General features: G+C 61.2%; 16 protein-coding genes. 8 read left to right on the forward strand and 8 right to left on the reverse strand.

Going from position 1 to position 18,339, the window contains the following annotated elements:
• Positions 1–85: 85 nt before the first annotated feature.
• A complete protein-coding gene (locus BN1132_RS20380) occupies positions 86–208 on the reverse strand; it encodes a hypothetical protein (protein ID WP_084202873.1) in 123 nt (40 codons plus the stop codon).
• Positions 209–574: 366 nt separating this feature from the next.
• Here BN1132_RS20380 and BN1132_RS12225 point away from each other — a divergent pair, with 366 nt between their 5' ends.
• Positions 575–1,624 carry a glycosyltransferase family 9 protein gene (locus tag BN1132_RS12225; protein ID WP_084202875.1) on the forward strand — a complete coding sequence of 350 codons (1,050 nt, stop codon included), beginning with the start codon at positions 575–577 and terminating at the stop codon, positions 1,622–1,624.
• 3 nt (positions 1,625–1,627) lie between these two features.
• Here BN1132_RS12225 and BN1132_RS12230 read toward each other — a convergent pair whose 3' ends face one another.
• Genes BN1132_RS12230 through rfaD form a run of 5 tightly spaced genes read right to left on the reverse strand, consistent with a single transcriptional unit; the run spans position 1,628 to position 7,146 of the window.
• Positions 1,628–2,323 carry a glycosyltransferase family 32 protein gene (locus tag BN1132_RS12230; protein ID WP_042077865.1) on the reverse strand — a complete coding sequence of 232 codons (696 nt, stop codon included), beginning with the start codon at positions 2,321–2,323 and terminating at the stop codon, positions 1,628–1,630.
• Positions 2,320–3,051 carry a glycosyltransferase family 25 protein gene (locus tag BN1132_RS12235; RefSeq protein ID WP_042077866.1) on the reverse strand — a complete coding sequence of 244 codons (732 nt, stop codon included), beginning with the start codon at positions 3,049–3,051 and terminating at the stop codon, positions 2,320–2,322. The genes BN1132_RS12230 and BN1132_RS12235 overlap by 4 nt, the downstream gene beginning before the upstream one ends.
• Complete coding sequence (locus BN1132_RS12240) at positions 3,032–4,354, reverse strand: O-antigen ligase family protein (RefSeq protein ID WP_042077868.1); 1,323 nt, start codon at positions 4,352–4,354, stop codon at positions 3,032–3,034. The genes BN1132_RS12235 and BN1132_RS12240 overlap by 20 nt, the downstream gene beginning before the upstream one ends.
• A 22-nt stretch (positions 4,355–4,376) precedes the next feature.
• The gene (locus BN1132_RS12245; protein WP_042077869.1) at positions 4,377–6,140 is read right to left on the reverse strand and encodes a bifunctional glycosyltransferase family 4 protein/polysaccharide deacetylase; all 1,764 of its coding nucleotides are present in this window, start codon (positions 6,138–6,140) and stop codon (positions 4,377–4,379) included.
• A 49-nt stretch (positions 6,141–6,189) separates the two neighbouring features.
• Positions 6,190–7,146, reverse strand: a complete 957-nt coding sequence (rfaD, locus tag BN1132_RS12250; protein WP_042077870.1) for an ADP-glyceromanno-heptose 6-epimerase — start codon at positions 7,144–7,146, stop codon at positions 6,190–6,192.
• Between the two features lie 154 nt (positions 7,147–7,300).
• Here rfaD and BN1132_RS12255 point away from each other — a divergent pair, with 154 nt between their 5' ends.
• From BN1132_RS12255 to BN1132_RS12275, 5 genes are all read left to right on the forward strand, one after another.
• Positions 7,301–7,945 (forward strand): TetR/AcrR family transcriptional regulator, encoded by a 645-nt coding sequence (locus BN1132_RS12255; RefSeq protein WP_042077871.1) that lies wholly within the window; start codon positions 7,301–7,303, stop codon positions 7,943–7,945.
• A gap of 183 nt (positions 7,946–8,128) precedes the next feature.
• Positions 8,129–9,319, forward strand: a complete 1,191-nt coding sequence (locus BN1132_RS12260) for a glycine C-acetyltransferase (RefSeq protein ID WP_042077872.1) — start codon at positions 8,129–8,131, stop codon at positions 9,317–9,319.
• An 89-nt stretch (positions 9,320–9,408) separates the two neighbouring features.
• On the forward strand, positions 9,409–10,434 hold the full coding sequence (gene tdh / locus BN1132_RS12265; RefSeq protein ID WP_042077873.1) for an L-threonine 3-dehydrogenase: 1,026 nt from the start codon (positions 9,409–9,411) through the stop codon (positions 10,432–10,434).
• A 219-nt stretch (positions 10,435–10,653) separates the two neighbouring features.
• Entirely contained in the window at positions 10,654–11,106 is a 453-nt protein-coding gene (locus BN1132_RS12270; RefSeq protein WP_042077874.1) for a c-type cytochrome, read from the forward strand.
• Positions 11,107–11,190: 84 nt separating this feature from the next.
• Positions 11,191–13,488: a putative bifunctional diguanylate cyclase/phosphodiesterase gene (locus tag BN1132_RS12275; protein ID WP_042077876.1), complete on the forward strand. Its 2,298-nt coding sequence runs from the start codon at positions 11,191–11,193 to the stop codon at positions 13,486–13,488.
• On the opposite strand, the gene rep is transcribed toward BN1132_RS12275, so the two are convergent.
• Entirely contained in the window at positions 13,475–15,487 is a 2,013-nt protein-coding gene (rep, locus tag BN1132_RS12280) for a DNA helicase Rep (RefSeq protein ID WP_042077878.1), read from the reverse strand. The genes BN1132_RS12275 and rep overlap by 14 nt on opposite strands.
• Positions 15,488–15,639: 152 nt before the next feature.
• On the opposite strand from rep, the gene BN1132_RS12285 reads away from it, so the two are divergent.
• Positions 15,640–16,860: a cysteine desulfurase gene (locus BN1132_RS12285; RefSeq protein WP_042077879.1), complete on the forward strand. Its 1,221-nt coding sequence runs from the start codon at positions 15,640–15,642 to the stop codon at positions 16,858–16,860.
• Positions 16,861–16,873: 13 nt separating this feature from the next.
• Positions 16,874–17,311, forward strand: a complete 438-nt coding sequence (locus tag BN1132_RS12290; protein WP_042077880.1) for a SufE family protein — start codon at positions 16,874–16,876, stop codon at positions 17,309–17,311.
• 31 nt (positions 17,312–17,342) lie between these two features.
• Here the strand turns inward: BN1132_RS12290 and tcdA are convergent, their stop codons facing one another.
• On the reverse strand, positions 17,343–18,167 hold the full coding sequence (gene tcdA / locus BN1132_RS12295) for a tRNA cyclic N6-threonylcarbamoyladenosine(37) synthase TcdA (protein ID WP_042077881.1): 825 nt from the start codon (positions 18,165–18,167) through the stop codon (positions 17,343–17,345).
• Between the last annotated feature and the right edge of the window lie 172 nt (positions 18,168–18,339).

Raw genomic sequence — 18,339 nt, forward strand, 5'->3', positions numbered from 1 at the left:
CCGCCGCTTTCCCACCAAGGGCGATCCACCAGCCTCACAAAAAAATCGGGCGGGCACCGGGCCCGCCCGCAGGCGTTACAGGAAGTCACTGATCGTCGAGAGGGTCATAGTCCTGCCAGCTCTCGTCATCCAGCTCCTCCAGCTCGTCTTCCCAGGATTCCGGCTCCCACTCGTCTTCGAGCTCGAAATCCGGCGTCTGCGTACCCATGCTCATTCTCCTTGGATAGTGCACCGGCCTTCAAAGTCTATCCAGAAAAATGGGGCTCGCCAGTGGTCCCGCTCAGAGCCTGGCCAGGGTGAGGCTGACCGCCCGACCCTGGGTGATGACCGCGGCGACCTTCATCCCTGCGCCAGCCCGATCGGCAGTGGCACCCGCCAATCGGCCTTGACCCGCGCCGGTTCGGCCATGCCATCCCGGCGATCTTCCCCCACGATCGGCCAGTATCACGGGAGATCCATGCCGATTCGCAGTGCGCAGGATCGGATTTTCACACCATCGCGGCAGCATCTGTCAGTCGAGTAGGATATGCTGTTGTGCTGTCGTTCAACAAAGACCTCGATTGAAGCCCTTTCCATGAAATACCTGGTAGTACAAACCAAACAGATAGGAGATGTGCTGATCTCCACCGCACTGTGCAACAACCTCAAGCAGCACGATCCTGCCGGGGAAGTTCACTATCTGGTCATGGATTACTGCGCCGGAATGGCACAGGGTAACCCCAACATCGATCGGTTGATCGTCATCGAGAAAGCACGCCGCAACGAGTGGCGCTACATGAAGGACCTGTTGCTGGACATTCGCCGCGAACGCTACGACGTGGTGATCAACAGCCAGGGTCAGATGATAGGGCTGCTGACCTGCCTCATCTCAGGGGCAACACTGCGGATAGGGTTCGATTCCTTCCCCTGGCGGCTCGGCCACAATCGCATCGTACGCTTTCGCCACGACACCGAGCACCAGGGCAACAGCACCCTGGTGGACGACAGATTCTCCCTGCTCAAGCCCCTCGGCCTCGCCAGGGAGGACCGCAACTACTATCTCTGGCTGAACGACGAGGAGAAACGGCGGGGACGGGACACCCTGCTGGCGGCCGGCGTCGACCCGACCCGTCCGCTGATCGCCATGGGCGTCAACTCTCTGGGCCACTACAAACGCTGGCCCATCGACTGCTTCGCCGAGGTGGCACGCTGGCTCATCGAGGAGCACAACGCCCAGATCCTGATTTACTGCGGGCCGGGGGAAGAGGAGTACAACCGCAGCCTGAAGCCGCTATTGCCCGCCACGCTGCAGGCTGACGTGTTTGACCATGTCCAGACCCGCTCGGTACGGGAACTGGCAGCGCTCATCGCCCACTGCCAGCTCTTCGTCGGCAACGACACCGGCCCACGCCATATCGCGCAGGCGCTGGATATCCCCCTGCTCACCATCATCTCCCCCCTGGGTCACTCCGCCATCGCCAACCCTGTCTCTCATCCCCGCTATCGGTTCGTCGACACCAGCCATCAGGACCCGCAGCAGGAAGTGCTGGATGTACAGCAACAGTTGAGTCAGCTCTGGAGCGAAGTGGTCCCCGCCTCCGGCAGGCTGGCAGGAGGCGACACGGCCCCCCTGCCAGCTGGCTAATGGTCATTTGCGCAGACGGAAGAACTCCTTCTGCCATTCATAGAGATACCCCGACCAGCCTTTGGCCTTGGCACGCAGGAACACCAGCCCGGATGAGCGTTTCCAGCTGTGCTGGAACCAGTGGGTCATGTAGCGCTCTGCCGCCGGCTCAAAATGAATGGCTTCCCCCTGATAGTTGTAAAAATAATGGACGGGGGCGATCAGGGCTGCGTCTCCAGATACCGCCAATCTCTCCGATACCAGCCTGGTCATGATCTCCGGCCCCATGTACATGGGGGAGGACATGATCTCCTCTTCATAGAACCGCACCAGCTCGGACAGCATGGCCGAGTCCGGTCTTGCGTAGATGACCGCAGTGCCGATCAGCCGATCGGATTCGTAGCCTGCACCAAAGGCCACTGACTCGAAGAGCGGGAAGGGATCCTGGTTGATGGTGACATCGGTATCCAGATAGAGACCCCCTTCCTGGGCGAGGATCTTGAGGCGCAGGTAATCGGTCACGAAGGCCAGCAAGCCCCGCCGATAGCATTCCCGGGCAAAGGTGCACTCCTGGATCCAGCGCTTTATCTGCGGATCCGTATCCAGCCACAGCTTGTAGTTGTAGCCCTGCTTGCGCCAGTCGTCGATGCACACATGGGCCAGAGGAGGCAGCTTGTTGCCGAGCCAGATGGCGTGAATGGTCCTGTTGGTCGCGCTCATGACTTGCCCCCTGCGTGTTTCATGTTCCACAGGGCCATCCTGATGAAGCGGTAGAAGCGGTAGATCTCACGGGTCAATTTGAATCCCAACGGAACTTTCTTCAGCGCGACCTGGTTCTGGATGTCGCTGCCCATGTCTCGCGGACTATAGATGGCATAGGGAATAAGACCGGTGCAGATGAGGCCGGTGCGATAGGACTCACCGATGAAGTTGTCGACCGAGCAGAGCCACCGCTGGCTATGGGCCAGCAGACGGCGGGCGCCTTGGGGAGAGATGCTGTACCCCGTGGTCCAGCACGAGTTGTTGTGCCAGAACATGAGCTGCATGTTGTCTATGGTGGTCAGTGCGGTGGCAGTACCGATCTGGGGCTCCACCTTCACGTACTCGTACTGTTCGTGGATCTTTGGCAGGGTACCCAGCACCTCCTCAAAATACTGGGTGGGCAGGAAGTCGTCTTCCAGGATGAGGATGGGCTCGTTGAGTTCGACGCACTTTTCCCACAGCAGGAAGTGGCTGGCATAGCAACCCTTCTCTCCCGGGGTGAGCGGCCTGCTGCGAAAACGGATCCTGTGCAGGTCATCCGGCAGGGCCTGCAACCGTTCCGGGAGACCTTCAAAGCCGTTCACCGCACTGAAAAATTCGAACGCTATGCCTCTGGCAGAGAGGACAGACTCGACACGGCTGCGTCGCTCGGCAGCCTTGTCCAGACTAATGACGTAAATTTTCATGACCTTCCTTTGCAAACCTGTTCATTTCCCCATGCAGTGCGACCGAGTAGATGGCGCCCATGAAGACGCTGAATACCCACTGTCCGGAACGCATGTAGAAGAATGATTCGAAGTTATTGATGATGAGCCAATAGAGGATGAAAGAAATGGCCAGCATCTTGATGAAACGCGAAGAAACCGGGCAGGACAGCACCTGGCGGGCTACGGAGAAGAGCGTGCCATACAGCACCAGGAAGCCGGCGATGCCCCAGCACACCAGGGTCTCCATATTGGAGTTGTGCAGGTGGCGAAATTCCCGGGTGATGTAATCCGGCAACGTCTTGGAGACGGTGATCACCAGCGACTGGCTGCCATAGCCTGTCCCGAAGAAGGGATGGGCCAGGAACCACTGGATGGCTTCCAGCCAGGTCTTCAATCTAACCCCTATGCTGAAGTCCCGCACCAGGTTCCAGTTGCCCGTCAGGATGGCGTTCACATCCCCCTGATGCACGAAGCCGGACAGCAACCTCTCCCGGATGAACGAGACCTGATAGAGGGCCAGCATGGTCAGCAGCAAGATGGCATAGGTCATCACCACCTTGCGTCTTGGCCAGTGCTCTCCTCCCCCCAGCAGGGGAAGAATGGCCAGAGATGCCGAAATCGCCAACCAGGACTGGCGGGACTGCAGAATGACGGAGAAAACCCCGAACAGCAGGATACCGAGCAGGATCCCGGCATTGCCCAAGGACAATTTCTTGAATCTTGACGTGAGCAGCAGGAGCACGAAGAACAGGAAGCAGGCACCCGCGATCAGGGAGCCGTGCTGGGCATTGCGGTAATTGAAATCCACCCTGGCACCGTCCAGCCCCGTCTCGACGATGGAGAAGAAGGAGGAGTGATAGGCAAAGGTGAAGATGACGCCGGCGCAGAATGTCAGCAGCACAATGACGATTCGCTTCGGCTCCCCTCTCAGCCAGTAGGCGAGACCGAGGAAGAAGAAGAGGTACGCCATCGACTTCACCGACGGGTATTTGAGGGCATAGTCAGGCACATAGAATCTGGACGAGATCCAGCTCAGACACTGCACCACCACGGCCAGGCAGAGAAGCTGAAAGACCCTGTTCTTGATGAAAAAAGCTCTGTCCACATAGAAGGCCATCAAGGTTGCCAGGACGATGATGGTCTGGCAAACGTCGGCGATCAGCTGGACCGAGTCCTTGAACAGGGTGTAACCCAGGATATTCAGGAAGATGAAGTTACCGAATGCCTGACCGTGAAAGAAGCGGAGAAACTCGTGACTTGTCGACAGGGCAGGATCTTTCATACGAAGCAATGTGTGTTTCCTATCAGCGTTTTCTGAACACATAGTTGCCACGGATCTTGCGCCACAGACCGAACATGTCGGTACGGGGGAAGATGGCAATCCGGCGTATCTGGAGCGGATCCCGGTGCATGGCCCTGGGACCGCTGTTGGTGGCCACAGCATATCGATAACCGGCGGCGCTGGCCTGGGCTTTCGCGCTGTCGTTCAGATCCCCGTAAGGGTAGGCAAACGAGAGCAGCGGATGGCCGAGCAGTTGCTCCAGCCACGCCTTGTTGGTCCGGATTTCGTGTGCCTGCGCCTCCGGAGGAAGCGTGCTCAGACGGGGGTGGGTCAGGGTATGGCCCCCGATCTCCACATGGCCGGAAGCCACCAGTGCCTTGATTTCGTCCGGAGTCATCAGGGTCACCGGAGTATCGGGGTGCGTCGGATGCTCCACATCCCAGCGGTTGTGATCCTCGCCGGTCACCACGTAGACCACCGCCTTGCAGCCATATTTTTCCAGCAGCGGCAGCATGCGGGTCAGGTTGTCCCGATAGCCGTCGTCGACGGTGATCATCAGATACTTCTTGCCATATTGCAGCCGGTGGATGAACCCCTTGTCCGCCAGATCCGCGAATGTCAGCGTCTCGTAGCCCAGCCACTTCATCAGCTTGAGGTGCTTCTCGAACATGGTGACGGGCAGCCAGGTGCCGTGCACCCCCTTCTCGCTATCGTGCTCGATGAAGCGATGGTACATGATGACCGGCATCTCCCGGCGCAACGTCTCCACCACGGCGTCCTGGTAGACGGACTCCAGTCCGGTCACGACGCCTTGCAGGTCATACTCCTGCAAGACACGCTGACGAACGGACTCCGGCACCGTCCTGCTGGCCAGCGCCGGAGCGATCTGCCCCTTCAACGCGGCAAAATCGATGGCCAGATCCCTGGGGCCTATGTCGCCGAAGTTGCTGGCCAGTGCCTCGGCCAGATTGGATTCCTCCACCAACCCGATCGCCTTGGCCTCACCGATGGCAAACGCCGGACGACCGCACAACAGGGCTTCCATCGCCACCCGGCCGGCACCGATCACCAGATCGCAGCCCGCCAGCAGGGAAGGCACATCGTCCACATAGCCGACGAAGTCGACCCTGTCCTTGAAACAGGCGAACCGCGCCGGCACACGGGTACCGCTGACGACGCGCACCCGGCAGGCATCCAGATCCAGCACCTCGTCTAGCAACCGATAGCAGAGCTCCCCCTTGGGGCCGCTCAACCGGCCGATGATGGCGATCACCGGCTTGTCGTTGTCCGGAACCGGCACGGGCTGGAACTGGTCGGTCTCGATGCCGTTGCGCAGCACCTGCACCATGGCCGGATCCACCCCCAGGTTGTCGATGATCTGGTGGGCGATGTCCTCGCACACCGCCACCGCCCGGTAGCCCAGCGCATGGAAGGCCTTGCGGGAGGCGTGCACCGGCTGGCGACCGTGCACCGTGGTGATCATGGGAGTGCCGGTCAGCTTGCAGGCGACGTAGCTGCTCCAGCCGGACGCGCGCGAGTGGGCGTGCACCAGCTGGATGTGGTGCTTCTTGATGAGGTAGATGAGATAGAAGACGTGCCAGAAACGGCGCAGAATGCTGCGCTTGTTGAAGCGCAGCTTGAAGACAGGCCCCAGCGTCGGCTTGGTCAGGGTATCAGAGACGTAGAAGACCTGGTGGCCACGGCGGGTCAGCTCGTTGCCGACCGTGGTGGCATAGACCTCAGCTCCCGTCACTTCGAGCTGGGAGAGAGCCATCAATATGTTCATGCAAGCGCATCCGATCGACGGGTGGCCAGGGCCACCCGTCAGAGGGGGATCAAGCCCGGTTCAACCAGGCCATGTAATCGGCCACGCCTTCGGCCACTGTCTTGAACTCGCCGTCATAACCGACGCCGCGCAAGCGGGTAAGGTCGGCCTGGGTGAAGCTCTGGTAGCGACCCTTGAGGTGATCCGGGAAGGGGATGTACTCGATGGCGCCTTTCTGGTGATGCTTGATCACCGCTTCCGCCACGTTCTGGAACGGCTCGGCACGGCCGGTGCCGCAGTTGAAGATGCCGGAGTGCTGGGGGTTCTGCCAGAACCAGAGGTTCACCTTGCAGACGTCGTCCACGTAGATGAAGTCACGCATCTGGCCGCCGTCCGGGAAGCCGTCGCAGCCCTCGAACAGCTTGGGGTTGTCCCCCTGCTTCACCTGGTTGTTGAGGTGGAAGGCTACGGAGGCCATGGAGCCCTTGTGCTGCTCGCGCGGACCATAGACGTTGAAGTACTTCAGACCCACCACCTGGGAGCCGATCTCCGGCATCCAGCGGCGCACGTACTGATCGAACAGCTGCTTGGAGTAGCCGTAGACGTTGAGAGGCTGCTCGAACCTGGGGTCTTCGATGAAGTTGTCGTTGCGCCCGCCATAGGTCGCGGCGGAAGAGGCGTAGATGAACGGGATCTCCCGCTCGATGCAGTAGTGGAACAGATCCTTGGAGTACTCGTAGTTGACCTCCATGATGAACTTGCCGTTCCACTCCGTGGTGGCGGAACAGGCACCTTCGTGGAAGATCACCTCGATGCCGTCCCACTCTTCAAATTCGTCGCCGGAGACGATGCGCGCCTGGAACTCGTCCTTGTCCATGTAATCGGCGATGGTGAGGTCGACCAGGTTGACGAACTTGGTGCCGTCGGTCAGGTCATCGATGACCACGATATCGGTCCGTCCTTGAGCGTTCAGCTGCTTGACCAGATTGCTGCCGATAAAGCCAGCACCGCCAGTTACTACGATCATGGAGTTTGCCTCGCGTAGGTTGTGGCCCCGTGTGACTGCCTGTTAAAGCTGTGTATAGTGGGCCAATTTGAAATTGCCGAAAAGTTTATCACGGGCCGCAAGGGGATTCGACCTCGATGACTTTTCCCCTCGGGGCCCGGCAGAGGGATCAGCGATGAAGACCAGAGACAGGATCATCCACAGCGCCACCGAGCTGTTCAACGACCAGGGCGAGCGCAACATCACCACCAACCACATTGCCGCCCATCTTGGCATCAGCCCGGGCAACCTCTATTACCACTTCCGCAACAAAGAAGACATCATCCACTCCATCTTCGATCAGTACGCCCGCCACCTGAGCGAGAGCTTCGCCCCGGCGCGCAACCGCGAGATCAGGCTGGAAGACCTGATGGGCTATCTGGACGCCATCTTCTATCTGATGTGGCAGTTTCGCTTCTTCTACGCGAATCTGCCGGACATCCTGAGTCGCGACGAGCCGTTGCAGCAGAAGTACCTCAAGGCCCAGGAGCAGCTGCGCGCCACCGTGGAGGCGCTGCTCAGGAGCCTGCGCGAGGGCGGCATCCTGGCGGTCAGCGACGAAGACCTGCCGGATCTGGGCCAGACCATCAAGATGGTGGTGACCTGCTGGATCCCCTTCCAGATTGCCCAGGCACCCGGCACCCGCATCACCAAGCCCTTGTTGTATCAGGGGGTCTTGCGAGTGCTGTTCCTGCTGCGCCCCTATGTGCAGCCCCAGGTGGCCACACAGATCCACCAGCTGGAGCAGCATTACCATCAACTGGCCCAACCAGCCGGGTGAGATCTGTTTCACAATTGTTTAATATCAGCATAAAAATTTGAATTTATGCGCAGGGATTACAGTAAAATGTTGCCCATTCTAGGGTCTGTCGGCGTTTCGTCGCGACCGTGACGACACCGATCCGTGCGGGTTGCACGGCCCGAGATCCTGATTACACAGCCGATACAGCAATGAGGACCGAGGATGTCTAACGGATTCTATCGTCACCTGACCGAGCAGCTCGAACAGGTCAAGGCGGAAGGGCTATACAAGCAGGAACGCATCATCACCTCGGCCCAGCAGGCCCGGATTGCGGTGGGCGGCGAGCAGGTGCTGAACTTCTGTGCCAACAACTATCTGGGGCTGGCCAACCACCCCGATCTCATTGCCGCCGCCCATCAGGGTCTGGACAGCCATGGCTTCGGCATGGCCTCGGTGCGCTTCATCTGCGGCACCCAGGACCAGCACAAGGCGCTGGAGCAGAAGCTGTCCGCCTTCCTCGGCACCGAGGACAGCATCCTCTACTCCTCCTGCTTCGACGCCAACGGCGGTCTGTTCGAGACCCTGTTTGGTGCCGAAGACGCCATCATCTCAGATGCGCTCAACCACGCCTCCATCATCGACGGCGTGCGGCTGTGCAAGGCCAGGCGCTATCGCTACGCCAACAACGACATGGCCGAGCTGGAAGCCCAGCTCAGGCAGGCCGACGCCGATGGCGCCCGCTTCAAGCTGATCGCCACCGACGGCGTCTTCTCCATGGACGGTGTCATCGCCGACCTCAAATCCATCTGCGATCTGGCCGACAAGTACGACGCCCTGGTGATGGTGGATGACTCCCACGCGGTCGGTTTCATCGGCGAGAACGGTCGCGGCACCCACGAATACTGTGGCGTGATGGACAGGGTCGACATCATCACCGGCACCCTGGGCAAGGCCCTGGGCGGCGCTTCCGGCGGCTATACCTCCGGCAAGAAGGAGGTGATCGACTGGCTGCGTCAGCGCTCCCGTCCCTACCTCTTCTCCAACTCCCTGGCCCCCTCCATCGTCTCGGCCACCATCAGGGTGATCGACATGCTGGCCGACGGCCACGCCCTGCGCGCCCAGTTGAAAGAGAACAGCGATTACTTCCGCACCCGGATGAGCGCCGCCGGCTTCACCCTGGCCGGCGCCGATCACGCCATCATCCCGGTCATGCTGGGGGATGCCAAGCTGGCCGCCGAGATGGCGAGCCGCATGCTGGCGGCCGGCATCTACGTGGTGGGCTTCTCCTTCCCCGTGGTCCCCAAGGGCCAGGCCCGCATCCGCACCCAGATGTCCGCCGCCCACACCCGGGAGCAGCTGGACAAGGCGATCGATGCCTTCATCCGCATCGGCCGCGAACTCGGTGTGATTTGATCGCACGGCTGACTGATTAAAACGGGGGCCAGGATTGGGCCCCATTTTATTACCCTCTGTACCCGGCACTGCGCCGTGAGGAAACTGTCATGAAAGCACTCTCCAAACTCAAATCCGAAGTCGGCATCTGGATGACGGATGTGCCGGCTCCCGAGCTCGGTCACAACGATCTGCTGATCAAGATCCGCAAGACCGCCATCTGCGGCACCGACATCCACATCTACAACTGGGACGAGTGGTCCCAGAAGACCATCCCGGTGCCCATGGTGGTGGGTCACGAGTACGTGGGGGAAGTGGTGGCCGTCGGCCAGGAAGTGCGCGGTTTCGCCGTGGGGGATCGCGTATCGGGTGAAGGCCATATCACCTGCGGCCACTGCCGCAACTGCCGCGCCGGTCGCACCCACCTGTGCCGCAACACCATAGGGGTCGGCGTCAACCGTCCGGGGTCGTTTGCCGAATACCTGGTGATCCCGGCCTTCAACGCCTTCAAGCTGCCGGACAACATCCCGGATGAGCTGGCCGCCATCTTCGATCCGTTCGGCAACGCGGTACACACCGCCCTCTCCTTCGACCTGGTGGGGGAAGACGTGCTCATCACCGGCGCCGGTCCCATCGGCATCATGGCCGCCGCCGTCTGCCGCCACGTGGGTGCCCGCCACGTGGTGATCACCGACGTCAACGAATACCGGCTGGAACTGGCCCGCAAGATGGGCGCCACCCGCGCCGTCAACGTGAGCAAGGAGAAGCTCTCCGACGTGATGACAGAGCTTGGCATGACAGAGGGCTTCGACGTGGGGCTGGAGATGTCCGGCGTCCCCAGCGCCTTCCAGGACATGATCGACAAGATGAACCACGGCGGGAAGATAGCCATGCTCGGCATTCCCCCCTCCACCATGGCCATCGACTGGGGCAAGGTGATCTTCAAGGGACTGTTCATCAAGGGGATCTACGGCCGCGAGATGTTCGAGACCTGGTACAAGATGGCAAGCCTGATCCAGTCCGGACTGGATCTCTCCCCCATCATCACCCATCGCTTCGACATCGACGACTTCCAGAAAGGCTTCGACGCCATGCGCTCCGGCCAGTCCGGCAAGGTGATCCTGAGCTGGGATTGACGCGCCCGGCGGGGCACCCCTCAATGGGAGCATGCCCTTGCCTGCCCAGCCCCCTGAAACCCGGCGAAAGCCGGGTTTCTTTTTATCTGCCCCCTCTCCCGGCGCAGGAACTTTGTTCGCAGATTGCTTAACACTTCACACACAAGCGTTTAAATGCCTGTAACTATTCGGTTATAATCCCGTCGTTTTCTGGGGATAATAAGAGCCTGCTGGGAGTACATGAGCGTGTTGAAAAAACTGAGCTATTTGCTGGCTGCCGGGATGGCCGCCGCCACTCTGTCCGGTGCCGTCCTTGCCGCCGATGACATGTCGGAGGAGGCCATCGCCGAGCGCATCGCCCCGGTCGGTCAGGTCTATACCGCCAAGGATCTGGAAGGGATCGCGACCGCGGCGGCCGCCCCCGCGGCGGCCTCATCCGGTCCTCGTGACGGCGAGACCGTGTTCAAGGCGGCCTGCTTCGCCTGTCACGACACCGGGGCGGCCGGTGCCCCCAAGCGGGGTGACAAGGCGGCATGGGAGCCGCGCATCGCCCAGGGGTTCGATACCCTGCGCAAGCATGCCATCGAGGGCTTCACCGGCAAGGCCGGCATGATGCCACCGCGGGGCACTTGCGCCGCCTGTAGCGACGAAGAGATCGAAAACGCCATTCACTACATGATCGACAAGCTCTAAGTATTTGAAAGGGCTCCTATTGCAGCCCTTTCAATCCCATCACTTCCGACTACGCTTGATGGTAAGTTTATTCGGGAGTGTTGCATGTCAGTCCAGTCCACCACGCCGCCAGACTCTCCCTCCTTGCTGGCGGTCGTCTCCTCCATCATGGATTTTCCTGCCCCCGGCATGGCCTCCCCCGAGGATTACGCCAGACTGGTCGGGCAGCTGGGCAGACTCTGCCCCCTGCAGCACTTCGCCATGCTGGGGCTGGTCGACGGCGGTCTGCGCTGGCGGCATGAATACCAGCTGCCCGAGACGTTCAAGCAGCAGCTGGCACGGGAAGAGCCCCGCCTCACCGAGCAGCTCACCCGACTCGATGAAGGCCAGGGATGGTGCGTGCAGCCAGTGGAGCACATCGAGGTGCAGTGGCTGCTGGCCCGCACGGCGCCGGAGCAGACCCCGACCCTGCGGCTGCTGCTGGAGTGTCTGGCCAAGCGCCTGCACGAAACCCAGACCGGCATCCAGCTGGCGGGACAGGCCTCTCCCCTCATGCAGCGGGACCCCTATTGGCAGCAGAAGATCGAGAAGATCGGCCGCATCATGCGCCTGGCCCACAACCTGCCGCAGCATGCCCTGTTTGCCCAGCTGGAGGCGGTGCTGCGCCAGATGCTCGCGATCAGCGACATGTTGCTGATCCGGCTGGTGAACCAGCGGCTGGAGCGGCTCTACCCGACACACCTCCCTTACGACGACGACATCCTCCTGGCCCTGTGCCACAGCACCAACAACGTCGAGCGCCATGAAGGCGGCTTCTACTGGTACAGCCTGCCCCTGCGCCAGCAGCAGCAATATTTCGCCCACCTCATCATCAACACCGCCCAGCCCCTGGAGGCCGATGACCGACTGTTCCTCGACTTCCTGCGCCACCAGCTGACCCTGCTGCTGGAGCTGAAAAAGATCAGACAGCAACTGGATGATCTCAACTCGGAGGAGTCCATCAACCAGCGGCTCCAGCAACTGCGCCAGACCAATCTGCGACTGCAGAAACGGCTCAAGCACTACCAGGAGCTGGAGCGGCGGCTCCAGTTCAATGCGCTGCACGACCCCCTGACCCAGTTGCCAAACCGGGCCCTGCTGATGAATCACCTTCACCATGCCATGACCCGCTATCGCCGTTACCAGACCGCGGGTTTCACGCTGATCTTCGCCGATGTGGATCACTTCAAGCAGGTCAACGACGCACTGGGCCACAGCACCGGCGACCAGTTGCTGCAGGAGCTGGGCAGCCGCCTGCAGAGCTGCATCAGGCAAAATGACATGGTGGCGAGGCTCGGGGGGGACGAATTCGTCATCTATCTGGACAACAGCCAGCGGGAGGAGGACATCAGCCCCGTGCTCAACCGCATCCTGGGGCGCATCGCCCACCCGTTCCGGCTGCAGGGCAATGAGCTGACCATTACCCTCAGCCTGGGGGTGGCCAGCGTGTCGGAACAGACCGCCGATGTCAGCGAGCTACTGCATCAGGCCGATCTCGCCATGTATCAGGCCAAGCGCAACGGCCGCAGCCGCATCGTCGTCTATTCCGAGGCCTGCACGGAGCATGCGGGGTCACCGGAGGAACGGCTCTTCAGAGCCTTGCGGGAAGGCAGGATAGTGCCCTATTTCCAGCCCGTGATCAGGCTGTGCGACAGCCGGCTGGTCGGTCTGGAGGTGATGGCTCGCTGGATCACCGAGGAGGGCGAGCTCAAGGATGCCTTCGACTTCATTCCGCTGGCCGAGCAGTGCGGCCTCATCCAGGATCTGGATCGCCAGATCCTCAGGCGCACCTGCCAGCAGCTGAGACTCTGGCTGCCGGTCTCGGGGGGCGGCCGCTTCAAGATCTCCCTCAACCTCTCCGGCAAGCATCTGGCCAGCCGCGAGCAGATCATGCGGCTGGTCGGCATCATGGAGGAGGAGGGGGTCATCCCGGGTTATTTCATCTTCGAATTCAACGAGCGCGAGCTCTCCAGGCAGAGTGCCGACTCCCTCACCTCGCTGCACGAACTCAGGGCCAAGGGGATCCAGATCAGCCTGGATGACTTCGGCACCGGTTTCTCTTCCCTCAATGCCCTGTTCCACTTCCCGGTGGACTACATCAAGGTGGATGACAGTTTCACCCACCGCATGATGAACTCCCCCAAAGATCTGGCGCTGATCCGCGCCATGCGCGACATCTGTCAGGACCTCGACTTCACCCTGGTGGTCGAGGGCATCGAAAACCAGCAGCAGCTGCAGAAGCTCATCGAGCTTGGCTGCGCCCTCGGACAGGGGCGCCACATCTCCCCGCCGTTGCCAGGAGTGGACATCCCCCCCCTGCTGGGTCAGACGGCCATCACGCCCCCCGACGTCAATCCTTCTTGAACATGGCCCTCAGGTTGGCCACCGCCATCTGCCCCTTCTGCTGACGCTCCTCGGCGCTCACCTTCTTCTGGTTTTCCCACTCCAGGTCATCCTGGGGCAGCTCCAGCAGGAAGCGGCTCGGTTCGGGCCGCACCGACTCGCCATACTGGCGGCGCTCCTTGCAGAGGGTAAAGGTGAGCTCGGCCTGGGCCCGGGTGATGCCCACGTAGGCGAGGCGCCGCTCCTCCTCCACGTTGTCCTCGTCGATGCTGGTCTGGTGGGGAAGCAGTCCCTCCTCCATGCCCACCATGTAGACATAGGGAAACTCCAGCCCCTTGGAGGCGTGCAATGTCATCAGCTGCACCTGATCCGCCTCATCCTCCCCTTCGTTGCGCTCCATCATGTCCCGCAGGGTGAGACGAGTCACCACCTGAGCAAGCGTCATCGACTCTTCCAGCTCGTCCCCCTCCAGCATCTCGCTGATCCAGCGGTAGAGGGTGGAGACGTTCTGCATCCGCATCTCCGCCGCCTTCGGGCTGGGGGAGGTTTCGTAGAGCCACTCCTCGTAGTGGATCTCCTTGATCATGTCTCGTACCGCCTCCACCGGATTGCCGCGCAGCGCCTGATCGCCGAGCCGCACCAGCCAGTTGGTAAAGGCCTGCAGCGCACTGAGGCCACGCCCGGAGAGGTGTTGCTCCAGCCCCAGCTCGAAGCTCGCGGCAAACAGGCTCTTGCCGCGCTGGTTGGCGTATTGGCCCAGTTTTTCGAGCGTAGTGGGGCCTATCTCCCGGCGCGGCAGATTGACCACCCGCAGGAAGGCGGTGTCCTCGTCCGGATTCACCAGCAGCTTGAGGTAGGCCATGATGTCCTTGATCTCGGTACGGGAGAAAAATGAAGTGCCGCCCGAGATGCGATAGGGTATGCGGTTGGTCATCAGCGCCTTCTCGAAGATGCGCGACTGATGGTTGCCCCGATAGAGGATGGCGTAGTCCTTGAACCGGGTGCGATTCATAAACTTGTGGCCCATCAGCTCGGCGGCGATGCGCTCTGCCTCGTGCTCCTCGTTCTTGGCAAACAGCACCTTGAGCTTCACCCCCTCATCCAGCTCGGAGAAGAGCGCCTTGTCGTAGACGTGGGGGTTGTTGGCGATCAGGATGTTGGCGCACTTGAGAATGCGCCGCTTGGAGCGGTAGTTCTGCTCCAGCTTGATGAGCCGCAGATTGGGGAAATCTTCGTTCAACAGCACCAGGTTCTGCGGCTTGGCGCCGCGCCAGGAGTAGATGGACTGGTCATCGTCCCCCACCACGGTGAAGCGGGCCCGCTCGCCGACTATCTGCTTCACCAGCTCGTACTGGCTGGTGTTGGTGTCCTGGTATTCGTCGACCAGCAGGTAGCGGATCTTGTTCTGCCAGCGCTCGCGCACCTCCTGATTGCTCTTGAGCAGCAGGGTCGGCATCACGATAAGGTCGTCAAAATCCAGCGCGTTATAGGCCACCATCTGGCGGTGATAGCGCTCATAGAGCTGGGCCATCAGCACCTCTTCCGGCCCGCGGGCAATGCGCATCGCGCGGGCCGGCAGGATGAGATCGTTCTTCCAGTTGGAGATCTGGCTGATGAGGGCCGAGAGCCTGTCCTTGTCGTTGTCGAGCTCGGCCTCGGTCAATTCTTTCAGCAGCGCCAGCTGATCGGTGTCGTCGAACAGGGAGAAGTTCGCCTTGAGGTTCAGGCTCTTGTGCTCGCGGCGGATGATCTCGAGCCCCAGGGTATGGAAGGTGGAGACCATGAGTCCTCTCGCCTCCTTGCGGCCCAGGGTCTGGCCTACCCGCTCCTTCATCTCCCGCGCCGCCTTGTTGGTAAAGGTGACGGCGGCGATGTTGCGCGCGTTGTAGCCGCACTGCTGCACCAGATAGGCAATCTTGTTGGTGATGACGCGGGTCTTGCCCGATCCGGCACCCGCCAGCACCAGGCAAGGGCCGGAGACATACTTGACCGCTTCGTTCTGATTGGGGTTGAGCTTCATGGGCCGGATCTCTTGGCTTATGATGAGGGGCGGCATTGTAACAGAGATCCCGCAGGCAGCCGAAACCGCAGGCAGGATCCCGCCACTTCGCCTTGTGTTTGCCCGCCATTTTCCGGATCATGACCGACTTTTCCAGACGAGATGAGGGGAGCATGAATCAGCAACAGCACGCCCTGCTGCGTAGCCAGTTTCCGGCCTTGGCGCAGAAGGTCAACGGTCACCCCCTGATCTATCTGGACAACGCCGCCACCACCCAGAAGCCGCAAGCGGTGCTGGACGCCATTGCGCACTACTATCGGGCCGACAACGCCAACGTACACCGCGCCGCCCACGCCCTGAGCGGCCGTGCCACCCGCGCCTTCGAAGATGCCCGCGAGACGGTCGCCCGTTTTATCAATGCGCCTCGCAACCAGGAGGTGATCTGGACCCGCGGCACCACGGAGGCCATCAACCTGGTCGCCCAGAGCTGGGGCATGAGCGAACTTCAGGCGGGGGACGAGATCCTGCTCAGCACTCTGGAGCATCACGCCAACATCGTCCCCTGGCAGCTGGTCGCCCAGCGCACCGGCGCGGTGATCCGGGTCATCCCCCTCGATGAGCGGGGCGATCTCGATCTGGCTGCCTATCGGGCCATGCTGGGGCCACGCACCCGACTGGTGAGCGTCGCCCACGTCTCCAATGCCCTCGGCACCGTCAATCCGGTCGAGGAGATAGTGGCGGCCGCCAAGGCGGTCGGCGCCCTGGCCCTGATCGACGGCGCCCAGGCGGTGGCCCACCTCGAGGTGGATGTACGAACCATCGGCTGCGACTTCTACGCCTTCTCCGGCCACAAGCTCTACGGCCCGACCGGTATCGGCGTCTTGTGGGGTCGCACCGAACCGCTGGAACGGATGCCCCCCTGGCAGGCCGGCGGCGAGATGATCGACCGGGTCAGCTTCAGCGGCACCACCTTCAACACCCTACCCTTCAAGTTTGAAGCCGGCACCCCCCATATCGCCGGGGCCATCGGCCTCGCCGCCGCCATCGACTTTGTCACGGCGCAAGACAGGGCTGCGCTGGTGCGTCATGAACAGGCACTCACCGACTATCTGGTGGCGGGACTGCGTCAGGTGCCCGGCCTGCGTCTGATCAGTGAGCCCACACGACGGGCTGGCGCCGTCTCCTTCCTGCTGGACGAGATCCACCCCCAGGATGCGGCCACCCTGCTCGACATGCAAGGCATAGCGCTGCGGGTCGGCCACCACTGCGCCATGCCGTTGATGGAGAGCCTTGGCATCGGCGGTACAATCCGCGCCTCGCTGGCCTGTTACAACAACCGGGACGATGTCGACGCCCTGCTGGCCGCCCTGCACAAACTCAGTGACTTCTTCTAAGGCAGACAATCCAATGAACAGCCTCGCAACCTATACCCAGATAGGCGTTGAGCCCGATGCAAATAGCATCCGTCAGCAGTTTGCCGCAGCAAACGGCTGGGAGAACCAGTACCGGCTCATCATCCAACTCGGCAAGCTGCTACCCGCCTTGCCAACAGAGTGGCAACAGGAAGAGAACCGACTGAAAGGGTGCGAAAGCCAGGCCTGGCTGAAGGGTGAAAAGAGTGAGGATGGCAACTGGCACTTTGCCTGCGACTCCGACGCCCGCATCGTGCGCGGCCTGATCGTCATCGTGCTGGCGGCGCTCAACCACCGGAGTGCAGAAGCCATTCGGACTTTCGATATGGACGGCTATTTCGCCGAACTGGGGCTGGAGAAACACCTGAGCCCGTCGCGGGGCAACGGGCTCAGGGCAATAGTGCTGGGGATCCGGGATCTGGCGTCGGCGTAATAGAACGAACTCCTGATGGCGAGGCGGACGATTACGCTTCGCTAATCGACCCTACGCTTTCTTTCTCTGCGCGGGCCCCGCGCTCGGCAATCTTCTTCAACACCCGGGACGCGGCCACCAGACCGAAGGTCGCCGTCACCGGCGTCACGGCGCCGAAGCCGGAGGCGCAATCCATCTTCATATTGCCGTCGCTGGCCGCCTTGGCCTGACAGGTGCCACCATGGCCATCCGGATAACTCAACTGCTCGGTTGAGAAGACACACTCCACTCCGAACTTGCGCGCCGGATTCTTGCTGAAGTTGTGCAGCCGACGCAGGTCGGAGCGCACCTTGGCGGCCAGCGGATCCTGAATGGTCTTGGCCAGATCGGCCACGGTGATCCGGGTCGGGTCCATCTGCCCGCCGGCACCACCCGCCACGATCACCGGGATCTTGTTGCGCTTGCAGAAGGCAATCAGCGCCACCTTCGCCTTGACCGAGTCGATGGCATCCACCACATAGTCAAACTCCCGCTTGATATGCTCGGCCAGGTTGTCAGCGGTGACGAAGTCATCCACCTCGATCACCTCGCAATCCGGGTTGATGGCACGAATGCGCTCGGCCATCACTTCGGTCTTGAGACGACCGACCGTCCCTTGCATGGCGTGGATCTGGCGATTGGTGTTGGTGATGCAGATGTCATCCATGTCGATCAGGGTGATCTGGTTGATGCCGGCACGGGCCAGCGCCTCTGCGGCCCAGGAACCGACGCCACCGATCCCCACCACACACACTCTTGCCAGGCTGAAGGAGTGCAGCACACTCTGACCATAAAGACGGGCAATGCCCCCGAATCGCTGTAGATACTCTGCTTTCATACCACCACCTTGCTTGAGGGCGGCCATTATAGCGGCAACCATGAGCGGCGGCGAATTTCAGGTGAAAGAGAAATGGGATATCTGATTCGCTGAGATGATGAAGGGAGCTCGTAGAGACGAAAAAAAGCCCAGTCTTTCAACTGGGCTTCTTGTTAGTGGCGGAGCGGACGGG

The organism is Aeromonas sanarellii, assembly GCF_000820085.1.
Classification (GTDB): Bacteria; Pseudomonadota; Gammaproteobacteria; order Enterobacterales; family Aeromonadaceae; genus Aeromonas; species Aeromonas sanarellii.